This window comes from Pseudomonas sp. W22_MBD1_FP4 (assembly GCF_052113765.1).
GTDB classification, from domain to species: Bacteria; Pseudomonadota; Gammaproteobacteria; order Pseudomonadales; family Pseudomonadaceae; genus Aquipseudomonas; species Aquipseudomonas sivasensis.
Genome location: NZ_JBGQOI010000039.1, coordinates 1 through 24,513, shown reverse-complemented (window position 1 = coordinate 24,513; position 24,513 = coordinate 1). Strand labels below are relative to the sequence as shown.

General features: G+C 60.0%; 24 protein-coding genes. 3 read left to right on the top strand and 21 right to left on the bottom strand.

The genetic code is table 11. From position 1 onward, the window contains the following. Positions 1 to 178 precede the first annotated feature (178 nt). The 14 genes from ACEN2T_RS29130 to ACEN2T_RS29065 all read right to left on the bottom strand — a co-directional run bounded on the left by ACEN2T_RS29130 (position 179) and on the right by ACEN2T_RS29065 (position 11,832). Positions 179 to 982 (bottom strand): transglutaminase family protein, encoded by an 804-nt coding sequence (locus tag ACEN2T_RS29130; RefSeq protein ID WP_095185329.1) that lies wholly within the window; start codon positions 980 to 982, stop codon positions 179 to 181. Then, positions 979 to 1,929, bottom strand: coding sequence for an alpha-E domain-containing protein (locus tag ACEN2T_RS29125; protein WP_032887448.1), 951 nt, complete (start codon positions 1,927 to 1,929; stop codon positions 979 to 981). Before ACEN2T_RS29125 ends, ACEN2T_RS29130 begins: the two co-directional genes overlap by 4 nt. 5 nt (positions 1,930 to 1,934) lie before the next feature. Next, positions 1,935 to 3,344 carry a circularly permuted type 2 ATP-grasp protein gene (locus tag ACEN2T_RS29120; RefSeq protein ID WP_442117935.1) on the bottom strand — a complete coding sequence of 470 codons (1,410 nt, stop codon included), beginning with the start codon at positions 3,342 to 3,344 and terminating at the stop codon, positions 1,935 to 1,937. Positions 3,345 to 3,801: 457 nt separating this feature from the next. Then, positions 3,802 to 4,143, bottom strand: a complete 342-nt coding sequence (locus ACEN2T_RS29115; protein WP_015885395.1) for a ribonuclease E inhibitor RraB — start codon at positions 4,141 to 4,143, stop codon at positions 3,802 to 3,804. Between the two features lie 214 nt (positions 4,144 to 4,357). After that, a complete protein-coding gene (locus ACEN2T_RS29110) occupies positions 4,358 to 4,594 on the bottom strand; it encodes a hypothetical protein (RefSeq protein ID WP_032887444.1) in 237 nt (78 codons plus the stop codon). 103 nt (positions 4,595 to 4,697) lie between these two features. Then, complete coding sequence (locus tag ACEN2T_RS29105; RefSeq protein WP_099602922.1) at positions 4,698 to 5,303, bottom strand: START domain-containing protein; 606 nt, start codon at positions 5,301 to 5,303, stop codon at positions 4,698 to 4,700. Between the two features lie 41 nt (positions 5,304 to 5,344). Continuing rightward, positions 5,345 to 5,599 carry a YkgJ family cysteine cluster protein gene (locus ACEN2T_RS29100; protein WP_032887441.1) on the bottom strand — a complete coding sequence of 85 codons (255 nt, stop codon included), beginning with the start codon at positions 5,597 to 5,599 and terminating at the stop codon, positions 5,345 to 5,347. A 162-nt stretch (positions 5,600 to 5,761) separates the two neighbouring features. Then, positions 5,762 to 6,253 carry a translation initiation factor 2 gene (locus ACEN2T_RS29095; protein WP_099602921.1) on the bottom strand — a complete coding sequence of 164 codons (492 nt, stop codon included), beginning with the start codon at positions 6,251 to 6,253 and terminating at the stop codon, positions 5,762 to 5,764. Positions 6,254 to 6,357: 104 nt separating this feature from the next. Then, positions 6,358 to 7,797 (bottom strand): aminotransferase-like domain-containing protein, encoded by a 1,440-nt coding sequence (locus ACEN2T_RS29090; protein ID WP_032887437.1) that lies wholly within the window; start codon positions 7,795 to 7,797, stop codon positions 6,358 to 6,360. A gap of 270 nt (positions 7,798 to 8,067) precedes the next feature. Continuing rightward, positions 8,068 to 8,883, bottom strand: a complete 816-nt coding sequence (locus tag ACEN2T_RS29085) for an OmpA family protein (RefSeq protein WP_032887435.1) — start codon at positions 8,881 to 8,883, stop codon at positions 8,068 to 8,070. Further along, positions 8,880 to 9,242: a DUF4398 domain-containing protein gene (locus ACEN2T_RS29080; RefSeq protein WP_095185327.1), complete on the bottom strand. Its 363-nt coding sequence runs from the start codon at positions 9,240 to 9,242 to the stop codon at positions 8,880 to 8,882. The genes ACEN2T_RS29085 and ACEN2T_RS29080 overlap by 4 nt, the downstream gene beginning before the upstream one ends. Before the next feature lie 9 nt (positions 9,243 to 9,251). After that, positions 9,252 to 10,067 carry a substrate-binding periplasmic protein gene (locus ACEN2T_RS29075; RefSeq protein ID WP_032887431.1) on the bottom strand — a complete coding sequence of 272 codons (816 nt, stop codon included), beginning with the start codon at positions 10,065 to 10,067 and terminating at the stop codon, positions 9,252 to 9,254. Between the two features lie 83 nt (positions 10,068 to 10,150). After that, entirely contained in the window at positions 10,151 to 11,080 is a 930-nt protein-coding gene (locus ACEN2T_RS29070) for an electron transfer flavoprotein subunit alpha/FixB family protein (protein WP_099602920.1), read from the bottom strand. A gap of 2 nt (positions 11,081 to 11,082) precedes the next feature. Then, entirely contained in the window at positions 11,083 to 11,832 is a 750-nt protein-coding gene (locus tag ACEN2T_RS29065; RefSeq protein ID WP_032887429.1) for an electron transfer flavoprotein subunit beta/FixA family protein, read from the bottom strand. A gap of 506 nt (positions 11,833 to 12,338) precedes the next feature. Between ACEN2T_RS29065 and ACEN2T_RS29060 the strand changes: the two genes are divergently transcribed. Beyond that, the gene (locus ACEN2T_RS29060) at positions 12,339 to 14,003 is read left to right on the top strand and encodes an electron transfer flavoprotein-ubiquinone oxidoreductase (RefSeq protein ID WP_032887428.1); all 1,665 of its coding nucleotides are present in this window, start codon (positions 12,339 to 12,341) and stop codon (positions 14,001 to 14,003) included. A gap of 58 nt (positions 14,004 to 14,061) precedes the next feature. Here the strand turns inward: ACEN2T_RS29060 and glyA are convergent, their stop codons facing one another. From glyA to ACEN2T_RS29035, 5 genes are all read right to left on the bottom strand, one after another. Continuing rightward, a complete protein-coding gene (gene glyA, locus ACEN2T_RS29055; protein WP_032887426.1) occupies positions 14,062 to 15,300 on the bottom strand; it encodes a serine hydroxymethyltransferase in 1,239 nt (412 codons plus the stop codon). 10 nt (positions 15,301 to 15,310) lie between these two features. Continuing rightward, complete coding sequence (thrC, locus tag ACEN2T_RS29050; RefSeq protein WP_442117934.1) at positions 15,311 to 16,552, bottom strand: threonine synthase; 1,242 nt, start codon at positions 16,550 to 16,552, stop codon at positions 15,311 to 15,313. Between the two features lie 95 nt (positions 16,553 to 16,647). After that, positions 16,648 to 17,079: a Rid family detoxifying hydrolase gene (locus ACEN2T_RS29045; protein WP_050442841.1), complete on the bottom strand. Its 432-nt coding sequence runs from the start codon at positions 17,077 to 17,079 to the stop codon at positions 16,648 to 16,650. Positions 17,080 to 17,109: 30 nt separating this feature from the next. After that, the gene (locus tag ACEN2T_RS29040; RefSeq protein ID WP_095185324.1) at positions 17,110 to 18,282 is read right to left on the bottom strand and encodes an NAD(P)/FAD-dependent oxidoreductase; all 1,173 of its coding nucleotides are present in this window, start codon (positions 18,280 to 18,282) and stop codon (positions 17,110 to 17,112) included. Beyond that, positions 18,279 to 19,484: a benzoate/H(+) symporter BenE family transporter gene (locus tag ACEN2T_RS29035; protein ID WP_032887422.1), complete on the bottom strand. Its 1,206-nt coding sequence runs from the start codon at positions 19,482 to 19,484 to the stop codon at positions 18,279 to 18,281. Before ACEN2T_RS29035 ends, ACEN2T_RS29040 begins: the two co-directional genes overlap by 4 nt. 349 nt (positions 19,485 to 19,833) lie before the next feature. On the opposite strand from ACEN2T_RS29035, the gene ACEN2T_RS29030 reads away from it, so the two are divergent. Next, entirely contained in the window at positions 19,834 to 21,225 is a 1,392-nt protein-coding gene (locus ACEN2T_RS29030) for an aminotransferase-like domain-containing protein (protein WP_095185323.1), read from the top strand. Here the strand turns inward: ACEN2T_RS29030 and ACEN2T_RS29025 are convergent. Further along, the gene (locus tag ACEN2T_RS29025) at positions 21,222 to 22,115 is read right to left on the bottom strand and encodes an AraC family transcriptional regulator (protein WP_032887418.1); all 894 of its coding nucleotides are present in this window, start codon (positions 22,113 to 22,115) and stop codon (positions 21,222 to 21,224) included. The genes ACEN2T_RS29030 and ACEN2T_RS29025 overlap by 4 nt on opposite strands. A 182-nt stretch (positions 22,116 to 22,297) precedes the next feature. On the opposite strand from ACEN2T_RS29025, the gene ACEN2T_RS29020 reads away from it, so the two are divergent. Next, positions 22,298 to 23,350: an NAD(P)-dependent alcohol dehydrogenase gene (locus ACEN2T_RS29020; RefSeq protein WP_032887416.1), complete on the top strand. Its 1,053-nt coding sequence runs from the start codon at positions 22,298 to 22,300 to the stop codon at positions 23,348 to 23,350. Here ACEN2T_RS29020 and ACEN2T_RS29015 read toward each other — a convergent pair whose 3' ends face one another. After that, positions 23,351 to 24,154, bottom strand: a complete 804-nt coding sequence (locus ACEN2T_RS29015) for an IclR family transcriptional regulator (protein ID WP_032887414.1) — start codon at positions 24,152 to 24,154, stop codon at positions 23,351 to 23,353. Positions 24,155 to 24,513: the final 359 nt, after the last annotated feature.

Below are 24,513 nucleotides of genomic sequence, written 5' to 3'. Positions count from 1 at the left end.
GGAGGGGGAGGGGGGCAACCCCCCCCCTTCCCCCCCCCCCCCCCCCAATACAGCAGAATTTTGTCGGGCAGGCATTACGTGGCGGATGGTTTTGGGGCTGCTTCGCAGCCCAGCGCGGGGCAAGCCCGCTCACCACAGAAAGCTCTCTCCCCCCAACAAGCCACGACCCACTCATCATTTATTGCTGCTGCACAGAAACCACCGGCGTCGGCGCCACAAACACCTTCGCGTGCATTTGCTCATGCCCGCCGCCACGACGCATGCCGCGTACGGGGCAGGCATCCAGGTAATCCAGGCCCACAGCCAGCTTGAGATGCCGCTCCGGGCGCGCCAATTGGTTGGTCACGTCAAAACTGTACCAGGCGTCATCCAACCAGGCTTCGGCCCAGGCGTGGCTGGCCAGATGCGTACTGTCTTCGGTGTACAAATACCCCGACACATACCGCGCAGGAATGCCCAGGCTGCGCGCGCAGGCCAGGAACGCGTGGGTGTGGTCCTGGCACACGCCCGCAGCCCCAGCGAAGGCCTCGGCGGCGCAGGTGTCGACCTCAGTAGCGCCTGGCGTGTAGACCATCGCTTGGTTGAGCGCGTGCATCAGGTCGATCAGCGCGGTGCGATCACGACGCTGATGACAATGCTGTGCAGCGAAGCCACGCAAGGCGTCATCCGGTTCAGTCAGGCGCGTGCAACGCAGGAACGGAAACGCCGACTGGCTCTCATGCTCGGCTTCGCGTAATTCGTCGATATCCACTTGGCCACGGGCGCCGATGATGATGGCGTCATGGGGTTCGTCCAGAGTCAACACGTGCAGGATATTGCCGAAAGGGTCCACTTGGGCGCGCACCGGGCGCGGCAGGTCCAGTTGCCAACTGAGCACGTGCTGACGCTCGCTGTCATGGGGCGTCAGGCGCAGGTATTGGATGCTGGCGCGAACCTGGTCCTCGTAGTGGTAGGTGGTTTCGTGGCTGATGGAGAGTCTCATGCCGCCTCCAGGTAGGAACTGTAGATGGCGTCGCCCAATTGGCGGACCAGGGGGATAAAGTCGGTCAGCCAGGCGTGCAGGCCTTCCTCAAGGATTTCATCGATCGCGGTAAAGCGCAGGCGCGCGTCCATTTCGGCGGCCAAGCGCTGGGCCGGTCGACCGTTGAGGCCGGGCAGGCTGGCAAGGATCTGGTCGATTTCTTCACTGCAGGCACGCAGCGAGCGCGGCACATCGGCGCGTAACAGCAATAATTCGGCGACTTGCCGGGCGCCAGGGGCGTCGCGATAGATCTCGGTGTAGGCCTCGAACGACGACAACGCCCGCAGCAAGGCACTCCATTGATAGTAGGCGTGGGCCGTGCCATCGGTGACGGCTTCAGCACGGTCGCCGGCCATTTCATAGCGCGCATCAAGCAAACGCAGGGTGTTGTCAGCGCGTTCGATAAAGGTGCCCAAACGAATGAAACGGAATGCATCGTTGCGCATGATGGTGCCGTAGGTCGCCCCTCGAAACAGATGGGAGCGCTCCTTAACCCACTCACAGAAGCGACTCATACCGTAGCGGCTGAGACCTTGCTGAGCGATATCGCGAATATCCAACCAAGTGGCGTTGATGTTTTCCCACATGTCGGCGGTAATTCGCCCACGCACCGCATGGGCACTGGCCCGCGCCGAGCCGAGGCAACTGTAGATGCTCGCCGGGTTGGCCGCGTCCAGGGCAAAGAAGTGCAGCAGGCGTTCGGCATGCAATTCACCGTGGCGCTCGCGGTAATCATCCAGGGTGCCGGTGATCAGCAGCGGCATGGCTAATTCATGCAGGCCATCGCCGCGCCCATCCTGGGGCATCAGCGACAGCGAATAACTGACATCGAGCATGCGCGCGAGGTTTTCCGCACGCTCCAGATAGCGCGACATCCAATACAAATCCGAGGCAGTTCTACTCAACATGGCATTCAGTCCTCAACCACCCAGGTGTCTTTGGTGCCGCCGCCCTGGGACGAGTTGACCACCAGCGAACCTTCGCGCAGCGCCACGCGGGTCAAGCCGCCCGGCACCACACGGGTTTCCTTGCCGGACAGCACAAACGGGCGCAGGTCGATGTGGCGCGGGGCGATACCGTTTTCGACAAAGGTCGGGCAGGTGGATAAACACAGGGTCGGCTGTGCGATATAGGCATGAGGCTTGGCTTTGATTCGCGCCCGGAACGCTTCGATTTCAGCCGCCGTGGACGCCGGCCCCACCAACATCCCGTAGCCGCCGGAGCCTTGGGTTTCCTTGACCACCAGGTCCGGCAGGTTGGCCAGTACGTGGGACAATTCGTCAGGCTTACGGCATTGAAAGGTAGGAACGTTCTTTAGGATCGGTTCTTCATCCAGATAGAAACGGATCATCTCGGTAACGAAGGGGTACACCGACTTGTCATCCGCCACCCCGGTGCCGATGGCGTTGGCCAGCACCACGTTGCCGGAGCGATAGGCCGCCAGTAGGCCCGGCACACCGAGCATGGAATCCGGGTTGAAGGCCAGCGGGTCGAGGAACGCGTCATCGAGACGGCGGTAGATCACGTCCACCGCCTTAGGTCCGTCAGTGGTACGCATGAAGACGCGGTCATCACGTACGAACAGATCGGCGCCTTCCACCAGTTCCACACCCATTTCCCGGGCAAGGAACGCATGTTCAAAGAACGCGCTGTTAAAGCGCCCCGGCGTCAGCACCACCACGCTGGGGTTATCCAAAGGACTGGAGCTTTTAAGGGTGTCGAGCAACAGGTTGGGATAGTGGTCGATGGGCGCGATGCGCTGGGCGGCGAACAGTTCGGGGAACAGGCGCATCATCATCTTGCGGTCTTCGAGCATGTAGCTCACGCCGCTCGGTGTGCGCAGGTTGTCTTCAAGCACGTAGTAAGTGCCGTCGCCATCGCGTACGAGGTCGACCCCGGAGACGTGGGAATACAGGTCGCGATGCAGGTCCAGACCCTGCATCGCCAACTGGTATTGCTCGTTAGCCAGCACCTGTTCGGCGGGGATGATCCCAGCCTTGATGATGCGTTGCTCGTGGTACAGGTCGGCAAGGAAGATGTTCAGCGCCTTGACCCTTTGGATACAGCCGCGCTCCACAATTCGCCACTCACTGGCGGGGATACTGCGGGGGATGGTGTCGAAAGGAATGAGGCGTTCGGTGCCCTGCTCGTCGCCATAAAGCGTGAAGGTGATCCCGGCGCGATGAAACAGCAAATCGGCTTCACGCCGGCGCTGGGCCAGCAGTTCTGCAGGGGTCTCGGCTAACCAGCGGGCGAACTCGCGGTAATGGGGGCGGACCTGCCCCGCTCCATCGTACATTTCGTCGTAATAAGTGCGGATCATGCCGTACTCCTTGTCACCCGGACGCAAGAACCATCGCAAGGCCCGTGCCAGCGGCATAAACACTTAAAAATCAGTGAGTTAAATAAAAGCGAAGCGCTGATCGCACCGTCCTGGTGCGCAGAACGCCCGTCGTATTGCTGCACGCTTCATCGCAATGCAGGCTTTGACTATCAACAGCATAGCCAGAGTTGATTTCACTGCCCGACGAAGGGTGCGGATAATCGCCTCCATCAGCTGAACAGGATCTTTCCTACAGCTTTACCCCTTGCACACTCGGTACCGTGACAGCTCGTGTACTGACTGACTCCTAAGGTCTTCCCTTTCAGCCATCCTTTTAGGATGGCTTTTTTTTTGGTGCACGAAAAGGCAGCGCAAGTTCCAGGAATTTTCTCGCAACCCATACAAAATCGGCCGACCCTAAGGTCAGCCGATACGCTGCGTTACTCATACAATTGCGCTACATGGGTAACCCACGCACCTCCTGCTTGACGCCCCATCCTTCGATGATCCCACCCAGCGGCTCGACCACCGCCTCAAAGTCCTGCTCGAAGTCTCCTATGCCGTCGTAGGTGGCGAACATGATTTTGCTCAGTTCCAGGTACCAGGCGCCATCGTCGCGCGCGCTGACCTGGGCATTCAGTGATTCTCCACGAAACTCACCCGCAGCCCTTCGCGCCCGTTCCTCATCCGGGAAAATGGCGTAGAACTCGATGGGGTGGAAGCGTGAAAAGTCAAAGCCGCCCTCTTTCATGCGGCGCAGAACGTTGGTGCTGATGTCTTCTTGATAGGCTGTGCTCATGAAACGTCCTCCTCAAACTGATGGATAGACTTTCCGTGCTTCCCAAAGCCCCGCGCGCTGCTGGCGCGGGCACCACGGCAATAACATCACCGCAGGAAAACAAGCATGTAGCTGACAAGACCAGACCTTAGCGATTCATTCGCTGATCTCACTTGCAGAGTAGCGCGAAGCTATCACCTCCACCAGAGGCGCATGAATGGCATAGCGGGAATGTTCAGACGGCGGGCGAGATATCGAGGATCTGGATACTGTTCTGGTCTTTCAGGATCTTGACCGTAGGCTCGGGCTTGCGGCCCTCCAGGTCATTGAGGTCGAGTTCGGCTGCGACAGGGACCAACTTGTTGCGAATCATGTGTGCCGCATCTTCGAGGCTGGGCTTTTGGTCGCAGGTGAACTGCTCCACGGACTGGACGCCGTGATCATCAACGAAGGTAATCTGCCACTTTTGCATCGGTGCCTCCTCGATAAAACCCGTGTTTGGGCTTACAACTATCTGGACCTTGAGGGCCCGGAAAACGTTCCGCTCAAGTCCGGAGACACCTGATCAACTGCACTTATTTTTCAGCGTGTTCTTTCAAGGCTTTCAAAGTGTTGAACGGCGCGTCCACCACAAACTTGTTCGCCAACCACGAAGGCACGCTGCCGCCTGGCTCGGTGTGAACCTGATAAGTGACTTCGGTTTCATTGGCGCCTTTAGGCACCAGCTTCCAGAAACCCTCAACCTGCGCAACGCGCACGTAACCTTTCTCTTCAGGCTTGTAGGTAGGCACGCCCTGCAACTTGCGGGTCACGCTGCCATCGGCGTCCTTGGTGGTGGTGACATGGATATACGAATCGCGATCGGTCACCGGGAACGGCGCCTTGAACTGGGTGTAGGTCCAGGCCTCATCGCCTTTCCTGTCCACCAACTTCTGGGATTTACACTCATGAATCCATGAGCAGGCGCCTGCCACATCTTCCTGCAGGGCTTGGATCTTGGCCACGGGGGCCTTGATCACGGTCACACCGCGATACGCCTTGTACTTGGAGCCGGCGATTTCGCTCAGGGAAATCTTGATACCGTCCTCATCCTTGGCGACTTGCCAATCCTCAGCCTGGGCAGTGGCAGCGAACAACACCGTAAACCCGCACAGCACAGCCATTCGTTTCAGCGAACCCATTGTTGTATTCCTTATTGTTGAAGTTCCGATAGTAAAGCCCATCAAGCCGCCGTCATCTGCTCCCACCAGCCGATCAACCGGATCGCGTCGGCTTGGTCGGTGCCGCAGACATCGATATCCGCCTTGAAATCACTGCACACCGCCGGGCGTTCCGGTTGGCCGAACAGTTGGCACAGCTGTTCGACCGACAGGTGCAGGCAGCGTTCGCCCGCCGGTTTGCCATGGGGCATTCCGGGTAATGGCGAACTGATGGAGGGAGCGATGCAGCAAGCGCCACAGCCTTCACGGCAATTCATGACCAGCAGGTCCTCGACGACTCAATAGGGATGGCCGGGCTAGAGTACGCCCTTAAACAGCCGTTTTAAAATGGTCTAACAGGGGTTTTTCGCATAAAAAAAACATGACTGACCAGTCTGCGACAGATGGTCATTGGCCTGCGTCACGTCGATGGGAAACGTTTATTGCTTGAACTCGAATTCCAGCGCTGCACCTTCCACGTCACGGCGCTCTTCGTTCCGCAGTTGTAGCTTCATCTCATTGCTGAGCAGACGGCCATTGATCTGGAAGGCACTGTTGTCGGTGGGCTTTTCGCCAAACATCGGCGGCAGCAACGGCACGCTCTGGGGCTTGGGCATGGTGCCGAGGGGCTGCAGGTGCCTGACCATGTCCGACGGCAGCGACAGATCCAACTGTGCCGGTGGCAGCTTGGTCTGTGCCACTTCCTGGGCTGACTTGGACTTTTTCGCCTTCGCTGCACGCTTTTTCGCCGTGGCGGCTTGTTTCTTCGTAACGGAGGCTTGCTTGGCGGGGCTTGGTTTCTTTGCCGGAGCGTTCTGCTCGGTAGTGGCAGCAGGCTTGTTTTCAGTCACAGGTGCCGCCGCCAGCACTGTGCTGACGTTGCACAGGCTTAACAGGCCAATCACCAAAACAGCACGAACAATCGAGGTCATATCGCCTACAGCATTAACGGCAGAGGGCCATATGCTCGCTTGTTGTGCGCGCCATGACAAGGGCGGTGATTAGCCAGCTATCGGAGTTGTCCCCTTTCAGCGCCTCAAAATCCTGCCGCGGTTTCCTGACACAACTGGCTGGCCAGCATCCCCAACGTCATCAGCGCCCGCTCTGCCTCGCGGTTCCACGGGGTGCCGCAGTTAAGGCGAATACAGTGGTTGAACTGCTCGGTGTTACTGAAGATCAACCCCGGCGCGATGCTGATGCCCTGTTGCAGGGCGCGCACGTGCAGTTCCTGGGTATTGACGCGTCCGGGCAAACTGACCCACAGGATAAAACCACCGGTCGGACGGGTCATCTGGGTGCCTTCGGGAAAATACTGCTGCACTGCCAGTTGGAAGGCGCTGAGATTCTTGCGGTATTCCTGGCGGATGTAGCGCAGATGCCGGTCGTAGCCGCCGTTCTCCAAGTACGCCGCCACGCCCATCTGGGTGACACTGCATGCCGAATGGGTACTGAACATCTGCAGACGCTGAATTTCCTGCTGGTACTTACCGGCGATCATCCAGCCGATACGCACACCCGGCGACAACGTCTTGGAGAAGCTTGAGCAATAGATCACCCGGTCCAGGCGGTCGTAGGCCTTGAGGGCCTTGGTGCGACCGATTTCGAACATCAACTCGCCGTAGATATCGTCCTCGACAATCTGGATATCGAAATCCGAGGCCAGGCGCAGCAACTGTTTCTGCCGCTCCTCGGGCATGGTGCCGCCCAAGGGGTTGCTCAGGCGCGTGGTCAGCACCAGGGCCTTGATCGACCATTGGTTGGCTGCCAGTTGCAAGGCCTCCAGGCTCATGCCGGTGGACGGATCACTGGGGATCTCAATGACTTTAAGGCCCAGCAAGTCGGCCAGTTGCAGCAAGCCGTAATACGTCGGTGATTCAGCCGCGATCAAGTCGCCGGGGCGCGTCAGCACGCGCAAAGACATCTGCAATGCATCGACACAACCGTGGGTGATGACTACTTCGGACGGGTCAACCACAACGCCCGCATCGCGCATGCGGATCGCCACTTGGCGGCGCAGCGGCTCGAAACCTGGGCTGAACATATAACTGAACGCGCGCGGGCTCTGGAACCGCGTGACCTTGGCCAACTGCTGGTGCAGCGCCCGCACCGGCAGGTAGTCGACACTCGGCACGGCGGCGCCCAGCGGGAACACGCCTTCGCGGCGCGATTCGCCCAAAACCTGCTGAATGATGCTGCTGCGCGTAACCAACCCCGGGCGCTCGACCCGTGCGATGTCCGGTGTCGGCGCCGTGAGCGCTGGCGTCTGGTGCACGTAGTAGCCGGACTGCGGCCGCGCCCGGATCAGCCCCTGGTCTTCCAGGTTGGCGTAAGCCTGCAATACCGTGGCGTGGCTCACATTGAGCTGGGAGCTCATCTTGCGCACCGAGGGCACGCGCTCACCCGGTTGATAGACACCGCGTCGGATGTCCTCAGCCAGTTGCTGGGCGATACGTTGGTAAAGCAACAGATTGGTCATGACGCAGCACTCGATTTCACGGGTATTTTATTTTTGTGTGAAACATACCGGCACAGTTTGAAAGTGTACGGGGACAGTTGCCACAATAGTCGAGCGCGCGCGGGAGTGACAGTAAAAACTGTAAGGGTGGCGGATAGAATTTTCAGGTGTATACGAAACAACTGTGGGAGGGTCTGGCTCCCGATAGCGGTGGTTCAGTCAGCTTTTTCGGTGACTGATATTCCGTCATCGGGGCAAGTCCCCTCCCACAGTTTTGATCGGGGCAAGCCTTTAGCGAGCGGCGCCCAGTTGGCCTTTCTCGTCGGAAAACACAATCTCGACCCGACGGTTCTGCGCGCGACCTCGTTCGGAGGCGTTGGCTTCCACCGGGTATTGGTCACCATAGCCTTCGACCTGGATACGCTTTTCATCGATTCCCAGATCCACCAACACATCGGCCACCGATTGCGCGCGGTCACGGGACAGTTTGAGGTTTTCCTGCTGGCCGCCGGTGTTGTCGGCGTAACCCTCAATGCGCACTACGCGCTTGGGGTTCAATTGCAGGAACTGCACGATTTTCAGCACGGTGCGGTTGGCCGAGTTCTTCAACTCCGCTTCGCCGGTATCGAACAGCACATCGCCCAAGGTCATCACCAGGCCACGATCGGTCTGGGTGGTGGTCAGGCTGGCTATCTGTTCTTCCAGCCATTTGCCCTGTTGCTGCACGCTGATCAGCTTGCTTTCACGCAGGGCCAGTTGCAGGCGCTGGCGTTCCAGTTCGAGCTTGGCGGCACGTTCCTCGTTGAGTGCCTGTTCGGTGTGTTCACGGGCGATGGCACTGTAGCGCTGGCTCAGGTAAGCGTAATGCACCACGTCGGCGCCGCTGCCCCAGTAGCTGGACAAGCGGTCAGCCCGCGCCAGGGATTCACCGGCGCGAATCACGTCTTTAGGCGCGATGCGCAGCACGTTGGCGTCTTCCTTGACCTTCTGGAAGTCGCTGCCGGCCTGTTGCAAGGCTTGCTCGCCATTCGGGTGACTGGCGCAACCGCCCAGCACCGCACTGCCCAGCAGCACGGTAAAACCCACTCCACGGATCATCCGACTCATTGGGCTTCCCCTAACTGCAATTGCTTGCGCAGGCGCGTGATGCGGGTGTTAAGCACGTTCAGTTGTTCCTGGCTCTTGCGAGTCAGCACCTGGGCTTCGGCCAGACGCGCGTCCAACTCGGCCTGTTCGGCCTGCATGCGCGCGTCTTTGTAGGATTGGTCGGCCATTTCGGCCTTGGCCTGGGCGAATTTGTCTTCGGCCAGCTTCAGTTCAGGGGATTCATCGGCGCTGGCGCCCACCGCGTTGGCCTGCTCCAGGGCTTGCTGGGTGAGGCGAATTTGTTCATTCGGCGCAGGATCGGCCGCACATCCCGCCAGAGCGACAACGGCAAGGGCCGCGAAAAAAGGTCGAAGAGTCACTGAAAATCCCTACTTTGTTGGGGTGCCGACGGGTTGTTGCAATTGCGCTTTCCAACGCTCCAGATTGCGCTGCAGCGCGGCTTCCGTCACACCAGACCCGGGCAATTCTGTCATCTTTTTGGTGAGCTGTCCGCGCAACCACGGATCATTGCAGGCCGAGTTGTGGGAAATCGCCAGGTACAGCCCCGGCTGATCGATCGGAACATCGCGGGCGATCAAGTCGTTGCTCATGCCCAGTGTCTGAGCCATGGCCATTGCGGAATAACGTCCCGCCAGCACGTACTCCACCTCCCCCAGCAGCAGTTTCTGGAATGCCGGAGTCAACGTCGGCAGGCGCTGTAAGGTCAGTTGCTCACCGGCGAAGGTTTCGAATCCGGCACTAAAACGGGAACGCTCCGATACTGCACCCTTGTGCCCGTGCAGGTCGGCAGCTGTGGTGTAGACCAGTGCCGAGTCTTTGCGCGTCCAGACGAGATAATCGGTCTGCACCAACGCCGGGTGGATGTAATCAAGATTTTCCAGCTCGCCGAGGTTTAGCGGCGTATCGGCGAATATATCCATACGGCCGCTGCGCACCTCATCCAAGGCCTGGGAACGCTTGCCGCCGTAAAGCAGGTCGATTTTCAACCCTAGGTCCTTTGCCACTTGCTGGAGCACGTCGGCGGTGGCGCCGATCAGGTGCGTGGGGTCTTGGGGGTCGCGCCATAACAAGGGCGGTGCGTCAGGGCTGCCGGTGATCACCAGGCGCTCACATTTGCCAGCGGCCAAGGTCAGGCTCGGCAGCAGCGACAGGCCCAGCAATAGTGCCCAGGGACGCAGTTCCATGGCGGTTTCTCCGATATTCAAAAAGGCCGGACAAAAAAAAGCCCGGTCGCAAGACCGGGCTCTTTATAAGTGAAGCGGCTGGATTAGACCAGCTTCTCCAACTCAGGTACGGCTTCGAACAAGTCCGCTACCAGGCCGTAATCAGCCACCTGGAAGATCGGTGCTTCTTCGTCCTTGTTGATCGCAACGATCACTTTGGAGTCTTTCATACCGGCCAAGTGCTGGATCGCGCCGGAGATACCGACGGCAATGTACAGCTGTGGCGCCACGATCTTGCCGGTCTGGCCGACCTGCATGTCGTTGGGTACGAAACCTGCGTCGACGGCGGCGCGGGAAGCGCCAACCGCAGCGCCCAGCTTGTCGGCCAGGGCGTACAGGTGCTTGAAGTTGTCACCGTTCTGCATGCCACGACCGCCGGATACGACGATCTTGGCAGCGGTCAGCTCAGGACGGTCCGACTTGGCCAGCTCTTCGCCAACAAAGCTGGAAGTGCCAGCGTCGTGGGCAGCGGAGACGGCTTCAACGGCAGCCGAACCACCATCAGCAGCAACCGGATCGAAACCGGTGGCACGCACGGTGATGACTTTGACGGCAGCAGTCGATTGCACGGTGGCAATGGCGTTACCGGCGTAGATCGGGCGCTTGAAGGTGTCGGCGCTTTCAACCGAGATGATCTCGGAGATCTGGTCAACGTCCAACTGCGCGGCAACGCGTGGCAGGATGTTTTTGCCGTTGGAGGTAGCGGCAGCCAGGATATGGCTGTAGCCAGCGCCCAGCTCTGCAACCAGTGGAGCGACGTTTTCCGGCAGTTGGTGAGCGTAAGCGGCGTTGTCGGCCAGCAGTACTTTGCTCACGCCAGCCACTTTGGCTGCGGCTTCAGCCACGGCGCCAGCGCCTTGGCCTGCTACCAGCACGTGGATGTCGCCACCGATTTTGGCGGCAGCAGCAACAGTGTTCAGCGTGGCCGGGGCCAGCACTTTGTTGTCGTGTTCTGCGATTACCAAGATAGTCATGGTTAGATTACCTTCGCTTCGTTTTTCAGTTTCTCGACCAGTTCAGCCACCGACTTGACCTTGATGCCAGCGCTGCGTGCAGCCGGCGCTTCAACTTTGACGGTCTTGTTGGTGGAGGCGGTGGAAACGCCCAAAGCGTCAGGAGTCAGCACTTCGAGAGGCTTCTTCTTGGCTTTCATGATGTTTGGCAGGGACGCGTAGCGCGGCTCGTTCAAACGCAGGTCGGTGGTGACGATGGCCGGCAGTTTCAGGGAAACCGTCTGTGCGCCGCCGTCGATTTCGCGGGTCACGGCAACGCTGTCGCCGCTTACTTCGACTTTCGAGGCGAAGGTGCCCTGGCCGTAACCGGTCAGTGCAGCCAACATCTGGCCAGTCTGATTGTTGTCGCTGTCGATGGCCTGTTTGCCGAGGATCACCAGCTGAGGCTGTTCCTTGTCGACAACAGCCTTGAGCAGCTTGGCAACGGCCAGGGAGGTCAGGTCTTCAGCGGATTCGACCAGGATAGCGCGGTCAGCGCCCAGTGCCAGGGCGGTACGCAGCTGCTCTTGAGCAGTGGTAGGACCGATGGAAACCACGACGATTTCAGTCGCTACGCCTTTCTCTTTCAGGCGTACGGCTTCTTCCACAGCGATTTCACAGAAAGGGTTCATCGACATCTTGACGTTAGCAAGATCGACGCCGGAATTGTCCGCCTTGACGCGAACTTTCACGTTGTAATCGACAACGCGTTTGACAGCTACAAGAACCTTCATGGATTCCTCGTTACTCTCCGGTGAAAAGAAAGTCGCCTAGGCGAACCTGGCGGTTGATGCTCATCGGCACACAAGGGCACCTCCAAAAACCTGGGCAAATGACCTTGCTCACGGGAAATGACGACCGTTCGTCAGTGGTGACTGAGAGGTCATTCTTTATCGCGGCGTGTAAACTGCGCGCCGGTGTTTAGGCGCGCGTCACCTGTTTCGCTTTTGGACGTGCTCTTGAAACCTGCTGTCTGCCTACGGTAAGCGCAAAACCGACCGTATATTGACCGGAACGCCTATTCTGGTCAATACGGCAAAATGGCCAGTCATAAGCCGCGTTGCTTTGATTTTCCTAGCCTGCGGGCAATTCAAACAAACGTTTGTATTGGACGCTGACAGTGGTCTATATATAATGCGCCACCTAGAGAGAAAGGTGGGTCTTGCCGTTGCCGCAAGACGACACCGAACCTCCACCCATTAGAAAAAAAGCCTGTTGAGCCTTGAGTAGGAGATAGCCTGTGGAACGCGAATACATGGAATTCGACGTGGTCATCGTCGGCGCTGGCCCGGCTGGCCTGTCCGCCGCCTGCCGACTGAAGCAGAAGGCCGCCGAAGCCGGTAAGGAAATCAGCGTCTGCGTGGTCGAGAAAGGCTCCGAAGTCGGCGCACACATCCTCTCCGGTGCCGTGTTTGAACCACGGGCCCTGAACGAACTGTTCCCGGACTGGAAAGAACTCGGCGCCCCGCTCAACACACCCGTGGTGCGCGATGACATCTATGTACTGCGCAGCCCCGAAGCTTCCACCAAAGTGCCTGACTTCTTCGTGCCCAAGACCATGCACAACGAAGGCAACTACATCATCTCCCTCGGCAACCTGTGCCGCTGGCTCGCCCAGCAGGCCGAGAATCTGGGCGTGGAAGTCTACCCAGGTTTCGCCGCCCAGGAAGCACTGTTCGACGAGAACGGCGTGGTGCGCGGGATCATCACCGGTGACCTCGGCGTCGACCGCGAAGGCAATCCTAAAGAAGGCGTGTACACCCCAGGCATGGAACTGCGTGGCAAGTACACGTTGTTCGCCGAAGGCTGCCGTGGGCATATCGGCAAGCAGTTGATCCAACGCTTTAACCTGGACAGCGACGCCGACGCCCAGCACTACGGCATTGGTCTCAAGGAAATCTGGGAAATCGACCCGGCCAAGCACCAGCCAGGCCTGGTGGTCCACACCGCCGGTTGGCCGCTGGACATCATGAGCAACGAGAACACTGGCGGCTCCTTCCTTTATCACCTGGAAAACAACCAGGTGGTCGTGGGCCTGATCGTCGACCTGTCCTACAGCAACGCTTTCCTGTCGCCGTTCGATGAGTTCCAGCGCCTCAAGCATCACCCGGTGCTCGCACAGTACCTGGAAGGCGGCAAGCGCATCAGCTACGGCGCTCGCGCACTGGCCAAGGGCGGCATCAACTCGTTGCCGAAAATGGTCTTCAAGGGCGGCGCTTTGATCGGCTGCGACCTGGGCACCATGAACGTGGCCAAGATCAAAGGCAGCCACACCGCCATGAAGTCCGGCATGCTCGCCGCCGACGCCGTGGCCGAGCGCCTGCTGGCAGAGTCCGAAGGCGGTGATGAACTGACCAATTACGTCGACAGCTTCAAAGCCAGCTGGCTCTACGAAGAACTGTTCGCCACCCGCAACTTCGGCCCGGCGATGCACAAGTTCGGCCCGATCCTCGGTGCGGGCTTCAACTGGTTCGACCAGAACATCCTCGGCGGCAAGATGCCGTTCACCTTGCACGACACCAAGCCGGACTACGCCTGCCTGAAGCTGGCCAAAGACAGCACCAAGATTGACTACCCCAAGCCAGACGGCAAGCTGAGCTTCGATAAGCTGAGTTCGGTGTTCATCTCTGGTACCAACCATGAAGAAGAGCAGCCGTGCCACTTGAAGTTGAAAGACCCGAGCATCCCGATCGGCACCAACCTGCCGCTCTACGATGAGCCGGCACAGCGCTACTGCCCGGCCGGTGTGTATGAAGTGATCACCAAGGAAGACGGCGAGAAGCGCTTCCAGATCAACGCCCAGAACTGCGTGCACTGCAAGACCTGTGACATCAAGGACCCTTCGCAGAACATCACGTGGGTCACGCCGGAAGGCGCAGGTGGACCGACTTACCCGAACATGTAAGACGATTGCCTGAAACACAAAAAGCCAACGCCCAAAAGCGTTGGCTTTTTTGTTTGCGTCAGCTCAGCAGATAAACCGGAAAGCACTCGCACAGATGCATCACCCGGCGCCGGGTGTTCTCCAGCAGTGTCGCGTTGTTCGGCTGCTCCAGCAGGTCGGCGATCAGGTTTGCCACTTCAGCACACTCCGCCTCCCCAAAGCCCCGGGTGGTCAGCGCCGGCGTGCCGATGCGAATGCCGCTGGTGATCGCCGGTTTTTGCGGGTCGTTGGGAATCGCATTCTTGTTCAAGGTGATGTGCGCACTCTCCAACAACGCTTCGGCATCCTTGCCAGTGATGTTCATCGCGCGCAGATCAAGTAGGAACATATGGCAATCGGTGCCTCCCGACACCACACGCAAACCACGGCGAGTGAGGACGTCGGCCATGGTGCGGGCGTTGTCGATCACCCGTTGCTGGTAATGCTTGAACCCATCACTAAGCGCCTCGTTGAACGCCACAGCCTTGGCTGCGATGACATGCATCAGCGGGCCGCCCTGGTAGACCGGAAAAATCGTCTTATCGAGCAACGCCGCGTATTGCGCCTTGGCCAGGATCAAGCCGCCGCGCGGGCCACGCAGGGTTTTATGAGTGGTCGAGGTGATGAAGTCGGCAATGCCGACCGGCGACGGGTACACGCCCGCCGCGATCAAACCGGCGTAATGCGCCATGTCCACCATCAAGTAGGCGCCTACCTCATCGCAGATCTTGCGAAAGCGCTGGAAGTCCAGGGTGCGCGAATAGGCGGATGCCCCGGCGATGATCATCTTCGGTTTGTGCTGCCGGGCCAGGGCTTCCATTTCGGCGTAGTCCAGGGTCTCGGTGTCAGGGTCCAGGCCGTAGGAAAACGCCTGGTAGAACTTGCCCGAGAAATTCACCGATGCGCCATGGGTCAGGTGACCACCATGAGCCAGGGACATCCCCAGAATGGTATCGCCGGGTTCCAGCACCGCGAGAAACACCGCCTGATTGGCCTGCGACCCGGAGTGCGGCTGAACGTTGACGTATTCACAATTGAACAGTTTGCGGGCGCGTTCGATGGCCAGGTTTTCGATCTCGTCGACGACCTTGCAACCACCGTAATACCGCTTGCCCGGATAACCTTCAGCGTACTTGTTGGTGAGCACCGAGCCCTGGGCCTGGAGCACTTCGTCGCTCACATAGTTTTCTGAAGCGATCAGCTCCAGGTGGGTTTCCTGACGATTGCGTTCACGGTCGATCAGGCGGGCAATGGCGGGGTCGAAATTTTGCAGGCTCATGGTGGGATTCCTAGGTCAGCAGGTCGGCCAGGGGCTGGGATTGCACCCGTGTCTGGCCCCTGGTCGAGTTGGAGAGAAAAATGGAGGTGTCTTTCAAACCGCTGCCGGTGATCAGGATCACGGCGGTCTGCGGGGTGTCGGGGTGTGCTTCGGCGTACTTGATCAGCCCGGCGAAGGCACTCGCCGCGCCGGCCTCGGGAAACACACCGGTGCTGGCGGCCAGGCGGGAAGCCGCCGCGACAATGCTCGGATCGCTGACGCAAATGAACTCGCCGCCGCTGGCCGTCACGGCGCGCATGGCTTTGAGACGGTCGCGCGGCAAGGCCACATTGATGCTGCTGGCCAGGCTGGTGGGGGCTATGCGTTCAATCTGCTGCATCGGCCGGTCACTGCGCCAGGCCCGGTACATAAAGTTGCTGTGCTCGGCCTGGACGCCGATTAGCCGTGGAATACGCTCGATCCAGCCCATTTGCAGCAGGTCGAAGAACCCCTTGTAGACCGAGCCCAGAATGCAGCCATTACCGACCGGCACGAACACCAGGTCCGGCACCTGCCAATTGAGTTGCTCGCACATCTCGAAGGCCACGGTTTTCTTGCCTTCGCTCATGTACGAGTTGATCCCGGTGGTGCGGTTGTACCAACCGTGGGTTTCACAGGCGTTGAGGCATTGTTCGAAGGCTTCGTCGTACTGGCCATCGACCAGTACAATCTCGGCGCCATAGCCTTGCATCTGAGCGAGCTTCTCGCGGGGCGCACTTTTGGGCAGGTAAATCACGTTATGCAGGCCCAGGCTTGCACTCATCCCGGCCAGGGCCGAGGCGGCGTTGCCGGTACTGGCCACCGCCACGGTGCGTGCACCGGACTGCATGGCATGGGCCACCGCCAGGGCGCTGGCGCGGTCTTTCAGCGAGCCGGTGGGCTGGCGCGATTCATCTTTGATATAGACCTTGATCCGCGCGCCCCTACCGAGCAGTTCCGGGCGCGAATACAGCGGCGTGTTCCCCACCAGCAGCGGCGGGATGAACTGCGTCGAACGCAATGGCATCAGCCGGTCATAACGCCACATGCCTCGGGCGTGATCATGGACCAGGGTATCCCTGGACCACTCGCGCTTGAGCGTCGAATAATCGTAAAGCGCATCGAGGGCACCGTCGGTTTTGCAATGAGGGCAGTAGTAGCTGACCTCATGCGGCTGGTAGCTGCGATCGCAGACCAGGCACTGCAACACATACTCGCTGTACGAATGTTTCATGACCAACCCCCTGAAAATACGCGGTGCGGGTGCTTTTGCTGCCGACGTCGGTCCACTGCCCCGGACCGACGGGCACTGCACGCAGAGAGTGGGCTTCAGACCACCATGATGGCGTCGATGGCGACCAGGGTATTGCGCGCCAGGGCGCTGGCCCCGGCAGTGGTGCGCGCCGGGTATGGCTGGGTGAAGTACTCCTCCATCACCCGGTTGAGGGTCGGGAACTCGCTCAAGTCCGTGATGAACGCCGTGACCTTGACCACGTTCGCCAAAGTGCCGCCTGCGGCCTCGGCCATTTGCTGCAGATTGTCCAGGGTCTGACGCAACTGGCCTTCGAAGTCCTTGGCCAGCACCTCGTTGTTCAGCGCCGAGACGGGAGTCTGTGCCGACAGGTAGATGGTTTGCCCGTGACTGACCTTTATCCCTTGGGAATACGTGCCCAGGGGCAACGGCGCCTTGTCGGTGAAGATCACGTTTTCTTCGCCCAGGAAAGGCTTGGCGACGGACTGGTGTTGAGCGTTGGTCTGCATGGTGACGTTCCTTGTGAAGTGGGTGGAGGGTTAGTGCAAATCGGCAACCTGTTTGACGGCCAGGCTGGAAAACGCCTCGTCGCGGCAACGCGCCGGGGAGAAATGCTGGTAGTTGAGTTGCAGCGCCGCCAGATCGGTCGGCATGGCGATGCCCAACGCCGCGTGACTGCACAGCCGGGCAATGGCTGGCGCGGCTTGAATACCGTAGCCACCGAGGGCGGCTAGCCAGATAAAGCTCTCGTGTTGCGGATCCTGGCCGAGCACCGGGGACCGGTCGGCAACAAAGGTACGCAGGCCTGCCCACTTGTTGATGATCGAGCGTGGACGCAGGCGCGTAGTGCTTTGCAGACGGTCCATGGTGATCGCCAGGTCCAGCTCGTCAGGCAGCGCGTCACAGGGCAGCGACGGGTTTTCATCGCAGGGCGAGACAATCAGGCGCCCGGCTTCCGGCTTGATGAAAATGTCTTCGTCCACCGTGCCCAGGTACGGCGTGTGGTGCACGTCGCACTGCGGATCCACCGCCAGCACCGTGCGGCGCAGCGGCCGCACACCAACCTTGGGCACCCCGCAACGCTGGGCAAACTCATCAGCCCAGGCACCGGCGGCGTTGACCACGATCGCCGCCTCCAACCGTTGGCCGTCAGCGGTGTGCAAGGTCCAGTGATCGTTGCGGTGTTCGCCGCGCACCACTTCGGCTTCGCGCTTGACCACACCGCCGCGCCCCCGCAGGCCGCCGAGGTAGGCGCCATGAATGCCGTGCACATCCAGGTCGAACGCGCTGGGCTCATAGATGCCTGCGCTCCAGGCGCCTTCGGCCAGGTAGGGCACCAGTTCGAGCACCTGTTTGTCGTCGAGGAACTTTGCCGTGGGCACTTGCCCGAGCACCGCGGTGAACCGCGCAGCCAGTTTGTCCACCCGCTGCGCTTGCGCCACGATCAAGGCACCGCGTGGCGACCACAGCGGGTGTTCGGCCAGGCCTTCGGGCGGGTTCTCGAAAAAGCCTCGGGAAGCGCAGGTCAGCGAGCGGATCTGCTGGTTGCCGTAGCTTTCCATGGAGATCGCCGCCGAACGGCCAGTGGTGTGATAGGCCAGTTGCTGCTCCTGCTCCAGCAGGCAAACGCTGCCGTGGGCCGCCAGCTCATACGCCGCCGACACGCCAGCGATGCCACCGCCCACCACTATGAAATCGTAACGTGCGGTCATGGACGGCTGCCCTCAGCCATCGCGATGGCCTTGCTTTCTCGGGTGTAGGTCAGCACGAAGTGGGCGACGAGACCGAAGATCAACCCCCAGAACGCCGCGGCCAAGCCGAGGAAACTCATGCCCGAGGCGGTGACCAGGAAGGTGATCAACGCGGCTTCCCGTTGCTTCTCGTCGGCCATGGCACCGGTCAGCCCGGCGCTGATCGCACCGAACAGGGCCAACCCGGCGAGGGACGCAATCAACTCTTTAGGCAAGGCGGAAAACACCGAAGCCAGGGTCGCGCCGAAGGTGCCCATCAGGATGTAGAACACCCCGCAGGCGATCCCGGCGATGTAGCGTTTGTCGCGGTCCTCGTGGGCTTCGCGGCCGGTGCAGATGGCAGCGGTGATCGCGGCGAGGTTGAAGCCGTGGGAACCGAACGGTGCCATCAGCACCGAACCGATCGCCGTCACCGAAATGATCGAGCGCGCCGGGGTGTTGTAGCCCGAAGTGCGCAACACTGCCATGCCCGGCACGTACTGCCCGGTCAGTGTCACCAGCGCCAACGGCAGGCCGATGTTGATGATGGCGTGCCAACTCCACTCCGGCGCGATAAACACCGGGTGCGCCACAGCGATGGTGATTGCCGTGCTGTTCAACTCTCCAAACGAGGCGGCGACTGCACAGCCGATAATCAACACCGAAAGAATTGCGTAGCGCGGCGACAGGCGTTTGAAGATCAGGTAGGCCGCGATCATCGACAATACCAGCGCGGGTTGCAGCTTGATCGAGGTAAACAGCTCGGCGCCGAAGCGGAACAGAATGCCGGCAAGCATGGCAGCGGCGATGGCCTTGGGCAGTCGACTCATCAACTTGTCGAATGCGCCGGACAACCCCACCACGGCAATGATCACCGACGCGACCACATAGGCACCGATGGCCTGTGGCAGCGTCACCGTCGGCAGCATCGAGACGAGCAATGCCGCGCCAGGTGTGGACCACGCGGTAATCACCGGAACCCGTAGGCGCCAGCTGAGGAACAGGCCAGTGATGCCGCTGCCGATGGAAATCGCCCAGATCCACGAAGACACCACGTCATTGGGCAGGTGCGCTTCCTTGGCCGCCTGAAACACGATGATCAAAGGGCCGGCATAAGAAATGATCACGGCAATAAAGCCCGCGATGACGGCTGACAGGGATAGATCCTTTCTGAGTGTGTCCATGATGTCTCGACTTGGCGCGGCGGGGCCGGGCAGTGAACAGGGGAAGATTGAGTCGATTGCTTCGATTCGAGATGAGTGTATTTGAAGGAATTGAGTTGATTCAATAGCTGGCGAGGTTGTTACGGGATGTTTTTTTGCTATACGTGCCTATTTTCGCGCCATTACGCATTTAATTATTTGATTTATAAGGCGATTAAAAAACCAAAAAATATCTGAACCTAGCGATCAATATCGATTCAATCACGGGATCAATCGAATCAATTCGCCAATTGTGTCGATTTATTAGTTGCCTAACCTCCATGTGATATGCTCGGATATTCATCATTTCTACGATGGGCAGTGATCATTCATGTGGGTTCCCCAGCTAAGCGAATTCGGCCAGCCGATGTATTTGTCGATTGCCGATGCGTTGGCACGCGATATCGGCAACGGCGTATTGAACGAAGGCGATCGCCTGCCGACCCTGCGGGAGCTGGCCACGACGCTGAATGTCACGCCGGGCACCATCAGCCGCGCGTACAGCGAAGCCCAGCGGCGTCGCCTGGTGCAGGGTGAAGTGGGGCGCGGCACGTATGTGCTCAATCAAAAGCAGTTGGAACTGCCGGCGAGTAACAGCGCGTCCGTACCCTTGAATCTTGGGCAGTCCGAACTGCTCGATCTGTCGATCATCAAGCCCTACAGCGAAACCCTGGAATACTGGCTGCGCGATGCATTGGTGAGCATGGCCAAGAGCACCGATTTCGCGCGCGCCCTGGACTACGCACCCGATGGCGGCCACCCGGCTCATCGCGAGGCGGGTGCACAGTGGTTGCGGCATTCGTTGCCCGATGCGCAGTGGCAGCAAGTGATCATCACCGCCGGGGCCCAGCATGGCTTGATGGTGGCCATGAGCGCCCTGACCAACGCCGGCGACTTGGTGCTCTGCGAAGCGCTTTGCTACCCCGGCATCATTTCCCTGGCCCACGGCCTGGAGCGCCGTCTGCGGGGTGTGCCGATGGATGACGAAGGCATCATCCCCGAGGCACTGCGCGAACTGTGCCAGCGCGAAAAACCGGCGATGCTGGTCTGCGTGGCAACCTGCCAGAACCCGACGGCGGCGATCATGTCGCAAAAGCGTCGGGCGCAAATCGCGGCGCTGGCCGAAGAGTTCGACTTCATCATCCTCGACGATGACATCTACGGTTTTCTCGCCACCGACCCGTCAATCAAACCGCTGTCGGCGTTCGCCCCGGACCGTTCGGTGTACCTGACCAGCCTGTCGAAGTCGGTGATGCCTGCGCTGCGCATCGGCTACCTGTACAGCCCGCCAAAACTACTGTCACGCTTGACGTCGATGGTCCGCAGCAGCGTGTGGATGCCGTCGCCACTGACTGCGCAACTGGCCAGCAATGTCGTCACCGAAGGCCTGGACAAAAAACTGATCCGTATCCAGCGCAACGAAGCCGCCGGGCGCCAAGCGATTGCCCAGGAGATCTTCGCCAATTACGAACTCAAGACCCAGCCGTACTCCTACCATGTCTGGCTGACGCTGCCCGAGCCCTGGACCAGCGACGAATTCACCATGCTGGCGCGGGCCAATGGGGTGCTGGTGCTCAGTGGCACTCAGTTCCAGGCCGAACGTTCCGGGGTGACACGCAGTGTACGGCTGGTACTGATGTCGCCCACCAGTCAGGACGAGCTGCGCTTCGCCCTGACCAAGTTGGCCAGCCTGATCGATTCTGACCCGCGACGTTACTACTAAGCCGCGCGCTCTTCCCCCGGGTTGCGCTCGAAGTAGCGCTTGTATTCGCGACTGAACTGCGACGTGCTCTGGTAACCCACGTTGTGCGCCGCCTGGGCCACGCCCATGCCTTCCACCAGCAGCAATTGCTGAGCCTTGAGCAGGCGCAGACGCTTGAGGTACTGCACCGGCGACAGCAAGGTGCAGCGCTTGAAGTGCTCATGGAAGGTCGACGCACTCATGTGCGCATACCCGGCTAACGTCTCGATATTGAGCGGCTCGGCGAAATGGGCATGCAGGTGACTCAACGACGTGGCAATCCGCGAGAATTGCCCCTGTTGCTCTACCAACGCACGCAGCACATCCGCCTGCGGCCCGCGCAGCGCGGTGAACAACAATTCGCGCACCCGCGCTGGACCCATGATCCGGCTTTCCAGCGGATCGTGCAGGCACTGCAACAACCGTTCGACGCAACCGCGCATGGCGTCATCCAGCACCACCGAACTCATCGACTCCAGGGTTTGCGGGGTCGGTGGCGGCCCAGCCTGCATGCCCATGGCCATCACCAACTCCCCCAACACCACACGGTCGATACCCACCGACACACCCAACAGCGGTGCTCCGGGCGCCATGGCGAATGTTTCGCACTCGAACGGCACGGGCATCGCCTGGATCAAGTAATGCCCAGCGCCATACTCCAGGGTCCGCGGCCCCAGATAAGCGAGTTTGCTGCCTTGGGCCACGAACATCAGGCTCGGCTCATAGATCTGCGGGCCGCGCGCCACGTCGCAACTGGCGCGCAGCACCTTCACACCGGGCAGATGGGTAGGGGAAAAACCGTCACAGGGCGTGAGCCCCTCAATCAGGGAAACCAACGTGGCGTTGGCGTCGAGATGGCGGGTCAACAACATGGCAAAAAACTTCGCGAAAAAGGGATGAGAGCATCATCGCAGGTCTGGCGGCACATAAATCCAAACAAGGGGCACTCCCGGACGAATAGGCATGAGACTCGGAGCAATCGCCATGGTCGCCTCGACGGTCGATGGGGAGAATGGCCCGCCTCACTTGTCACTGCTTTTTGCGAGGTTTCACCATGTATACCGCCATCGGTTATGCCGCCCAGTCGGCCACCACTCCCCTCGCCCCCATGTCGTTTGAACGCCGCAGCCCGCGCGCCGATGACGTGGCGATCGAGATTATGTACTGCGGCGTCTGCCACTCCGACATCCACCAGGCGCGCAACGAATGGGGCATCGCTGTGTACCCGCTGATGCCCGGCCACGAAATTGTCGGCAAGGTCACTGCCGTCGGCGCCAGCGTTACCGCGCATAAAGTCGGCGACCTCGTCGGCGTAGGCTGCATGGTCGATTCGTGCCGTCACTGTGAAGCGTGCAAATCGGACTTGGAGCAATATTGCCTCGAAGGCCCGACCATGACCTACGCCACGCCGGATCGTGTGGATGGCAGCAACACCATGGGCGGCTACTCCGACAGCATCGTGGTCAGCGAGCACTTTGTGGTGAAGATTCCGGCCAAGCTCGACCTGGCCAGCGCCGCGCCGATCCTGTGCGCCGGCATCACCACTTACTCGCCGCTCAAGCACTACGGCGTAAAGGCCGGCGATAAAGTCGGGATCCTGGGCATGGGCGGTCTGGGCCATATGGGCATCAAGTTCGCCAAGGCCATGGGCGCGGAAGTCACGCTGTTCACCCGCTCCGCGAGCAAGGCTGAAGAAGGCCGTCGCCAGGGCGCCGACCACGTGATCGTGTCCACCGACGCCGAGCAGATGAAAGCTGCTGCAGGGCACTTTGATTTCTTGCTGGACACTATCCCAGTGCAGCACGACCTGAACCCCTACCTCGACGTGCTGCGCTTTGACGGCGTGCACATCCTGGTGGGTTTGATCGAGCCAGTGGACCCGCCGGTGAATGCAGCCAAGCTGGTGCTGGGCCGTAAAGTACTGGCCGGTTCGCTGATCGGTGGCATTGCCGAAACCCAGGAAGTCCTGGATTTCTGCGCCGAGCATGGCATCACCTGCGACATCGAAATGCTCGACATCCGCCAGATCAACGAGGCCTATGCCCGCATGATCGCCGGTGATGTGAAGTACCGCTTTGTCATCGACATGGCGACCCTGAAGGTCTGATCAGACCTTCGCGCCCAACTCCGCTGACAGCCGCGCTGCGACTTGTTTGATGACAGGGATCAGCTCGGCCATTTTCTCCAGCGGCATATAAGGCACGGTACTGGCGATGCTGATACCGGCGACGATTCGCCGGCTCGCATCGCGCACCGGTGCCGCCACGCAGCGGATCGACGGTTCGTTGTCTTCCAGATCGAACGCATAACCGCCCACCACATATTCATGCATACGCTGCTCGAACTGTGCCCAGGATTGCTCCGGGTGCTGCGGCCACTGCAGGTTTTTTCCTCCCGCCGGCAGGCTGGTTTCGTACAAGCGTTGCCACTCTTGCACCGTGTCATCCAGCAGCATTGCCTTGCCTACGCCCGTGCGCGCCAACGGCATGCGATGGCCGACCCGTGAACGCATTTCCGGGCCATTACGGCCGGGGTTCTTGTGCAGGTACAGCACGTCGTCAAATTCGCGAATCGCCAGGTGGATGGTGTCACCGGTCAGCGCCGACAACTCGTCCAGATACGGCACCGCCAGGGTCACCAATGGCAGCTCTTCCCGTGCCTGGAAGCCCAGTTCAATCAACTTTGGACCCAGCAGGTAACCGACTTGCGGCACCACGCGCAGGTAACGCTCATCCACCAGGCAACTGGCCAGGCGGTGGGTGGTGCTGCGGGTGGTGCCGATGCGCTTGGCGATCTCTTTCAGATCCCGCGCACCGGCCGCCACTGCCTGCACCACGCCCAGGCCACGCAGCAGGGTCTGGGTGCCGGTGGGGGCGGCGTCTTTGACGGGGGTGTGGGCGTTTTCCTGCATATCGGGCCTATAAGTATGAAAGCGCGGGCATTATGGCAAATACCGCCCGTCAATACAGTTGAGATCTATAGGTGGGAGGGGCTTGCCCCCGATGGCGGTGTGTCAGAGACAAATGTGCAAACTGACACTCCGCTGTCGGGAGCAAGCCCCCTCCCACATTCGGCTTTCATAGGGTTTGGATCAGCGTTGTTTCATGAGATCGATGACCACCGCCAGTAGCAGGATCAAACCGCAGATCACGCATTGATGAACCCAATACAAACTTACAACCAGAACACCGTCTTCAAATTCTCCGCCGATTAAAACTGTGGGAGGGGGCTTGCTCCCGATGGCGGTGTGTCAGCTACATATTCATTACC

Excerpts from the sequence above, each read along its gene's own strand:
- ACEN2T_RS29130 (WP_095185329.1), bottom strand. The coding sequence starts at position 982 with ATGAGACTCTCCATCAGCCACGAAACCACCTACCACTACGAGGACCAG.
- ACEN2T_RS29125 (WP_032887448.1), bottom strand. The coding sequence starts at position 1,929 with ATGTTGAGTAGAACTGCCTCGGATTTGTATTGGATGTCGCGCTATCTG.
- ACEN2T_RS29120 (WP_442117935.1), bottom strand. The coding sequence starts at position 3,344 with ATGATCCGCACTTATTACGACGAAATGTACGATGGAGCGGGGCAGGTC.
- ACEN2T_RS29115 (WP_015885395.1), bottom strand. The coding sequence starts at position 4,143 with ATGAGCACAGCCTATCAAGAAGACATCAGCACCAACGTTCTGCGCCGC.
- ACEN2T_RS29110 (WP_032887444.1), bottom strand. The coding sequence starts at position 4,594 with ATGCAAAAGTGGCAGATTACCTTCGTTGATGATCACGGCGTCCAGTCC.
- ACEN2T_RS29105 (WP_099602922.1), bottom strand. The coding sequence starts at position 5,303 with ATGGGTTCGCTGAAACGAATGGCTGTGCTGTGCGGGTTTACGGTGTTG.
- ACEN2T_RS29100 (WP_032887441.1), bottom strand. The coding sequence starts at position 5,599 with ATGAATTGCCGTGAAGGCTGTGGCGCTTGCTGCATCGCTCCCTCCATC.
- ACEN2T_RS29095 (WP_099602921.1), bottom strand. The coding sequence starts at position 6,253 with ATGACCTCGATTGTTCGTGCTGTTTTGGTGATTGGCCTGTTAAGCCTG.
- ACEN2T_RS29090 (WP_032887437.1), bottom strand. The coding sequence starts at position 7,797 with ATGACCAATCTGTTGCTTTACCAACGTATCGCCCAGCAACTGGCTGAG.
- ACEN2T_RS29085 (WP_032887435.1), bottom strand. The coding sequence starts at position 8,883 with ATGAGTCGGATGATCCGTGGAGTGGGTTTTACCGTGCTGCTGGGCAGT.
- ACEN2T_RS29075 (WP_032887431.1), bottom strand. The coding sequence starts at position 10,067 with ATGGAACTGCGTCCCTGGGCACTATTGCTGGGCCTGTCGCTGCTGCCG.
- ACEN2T_RS29070 (WP_099602920.1), bottom strand. The coding sequence starts at position 11,080 with ATGACTATCTTGGTAATCGCAGAACACGACAACAAAGTGCTGGCCCCG.
- ACEN2T_RS29065 (WP_032887429.1), bottom strand. The coding sequence starts at position 11,832 with ATGAAGGTTCTTGTAGCTGTCAAACGCGTTGTCGATTACAACGTGAAA.
- glyA (WP_032887426.1), bottom strand. The coding sequence starts at position 15,300 with ATGAGCCTGCAAAATTTCGACCCCGCCATTGCCCGCCTGATCGACCGT.
- thrC (WP_442117934.1), bottom strand. The coding sequence starts at position 16,552 with ATGAAACATTCGTACAGCGAGTATGTGTTGCAGTGCCTGGTCTGCGAT.
- ACEN2T_RS29045 (WP_050442841.1), bottom strand. The coding sequence starts at position 17,079 with ATGCAGACCAACGCTCAACACCAGTCCGTCGCCAAGCCTTTCCTGGGC.
- ACEN2T_RS29040 (WP_095185324.1), bottom strand. The coding sequence starts at position 18,282 with ATGACCGCACGTTACGATTTCATAGTGGTGGGCGGTGGCATCGCTGGC.
- ACEN2T_RS29035 (WP_032887422.1), bottom strand. The coding sequence starts at position 19,484 with ATGGACACACTCAGAAAGGATCTATCCCTGTCAGCCGTCATCGCGGGC.
- ACEN2T_RS29030 (WP_095185323.1), top strand. The coding sequence starts at position 19,834 with ATGTGGGTTCCCCAGCTAAGCGAATTCGGCCAGCCGATGTATTTGTCG.
- ACEN2T_RS29025 (WP_032887418.1), bottom strand. The coding sequence starts at position 22,115 with ATGTTGTTGACCCGCCATCTCGACGCCAACGCCACGTTGGTTTCCCTG.
- ACEN2T_RS29020 (WP_032887416.1), top strand. The coding sequence starts at position 22,298 with ATGTATACCGCCATCGGTTATGCCGCCCAGTCGGCCACCACTCCCCTC.
- ACEN2T_RS29015 (WP_032887414.1), bottom strand. The coding sequence starts at position 24,154 with ATGCAGGAAAACGCCCACACCCCCGTCAAAGACGCCGCCCCCACCGGC.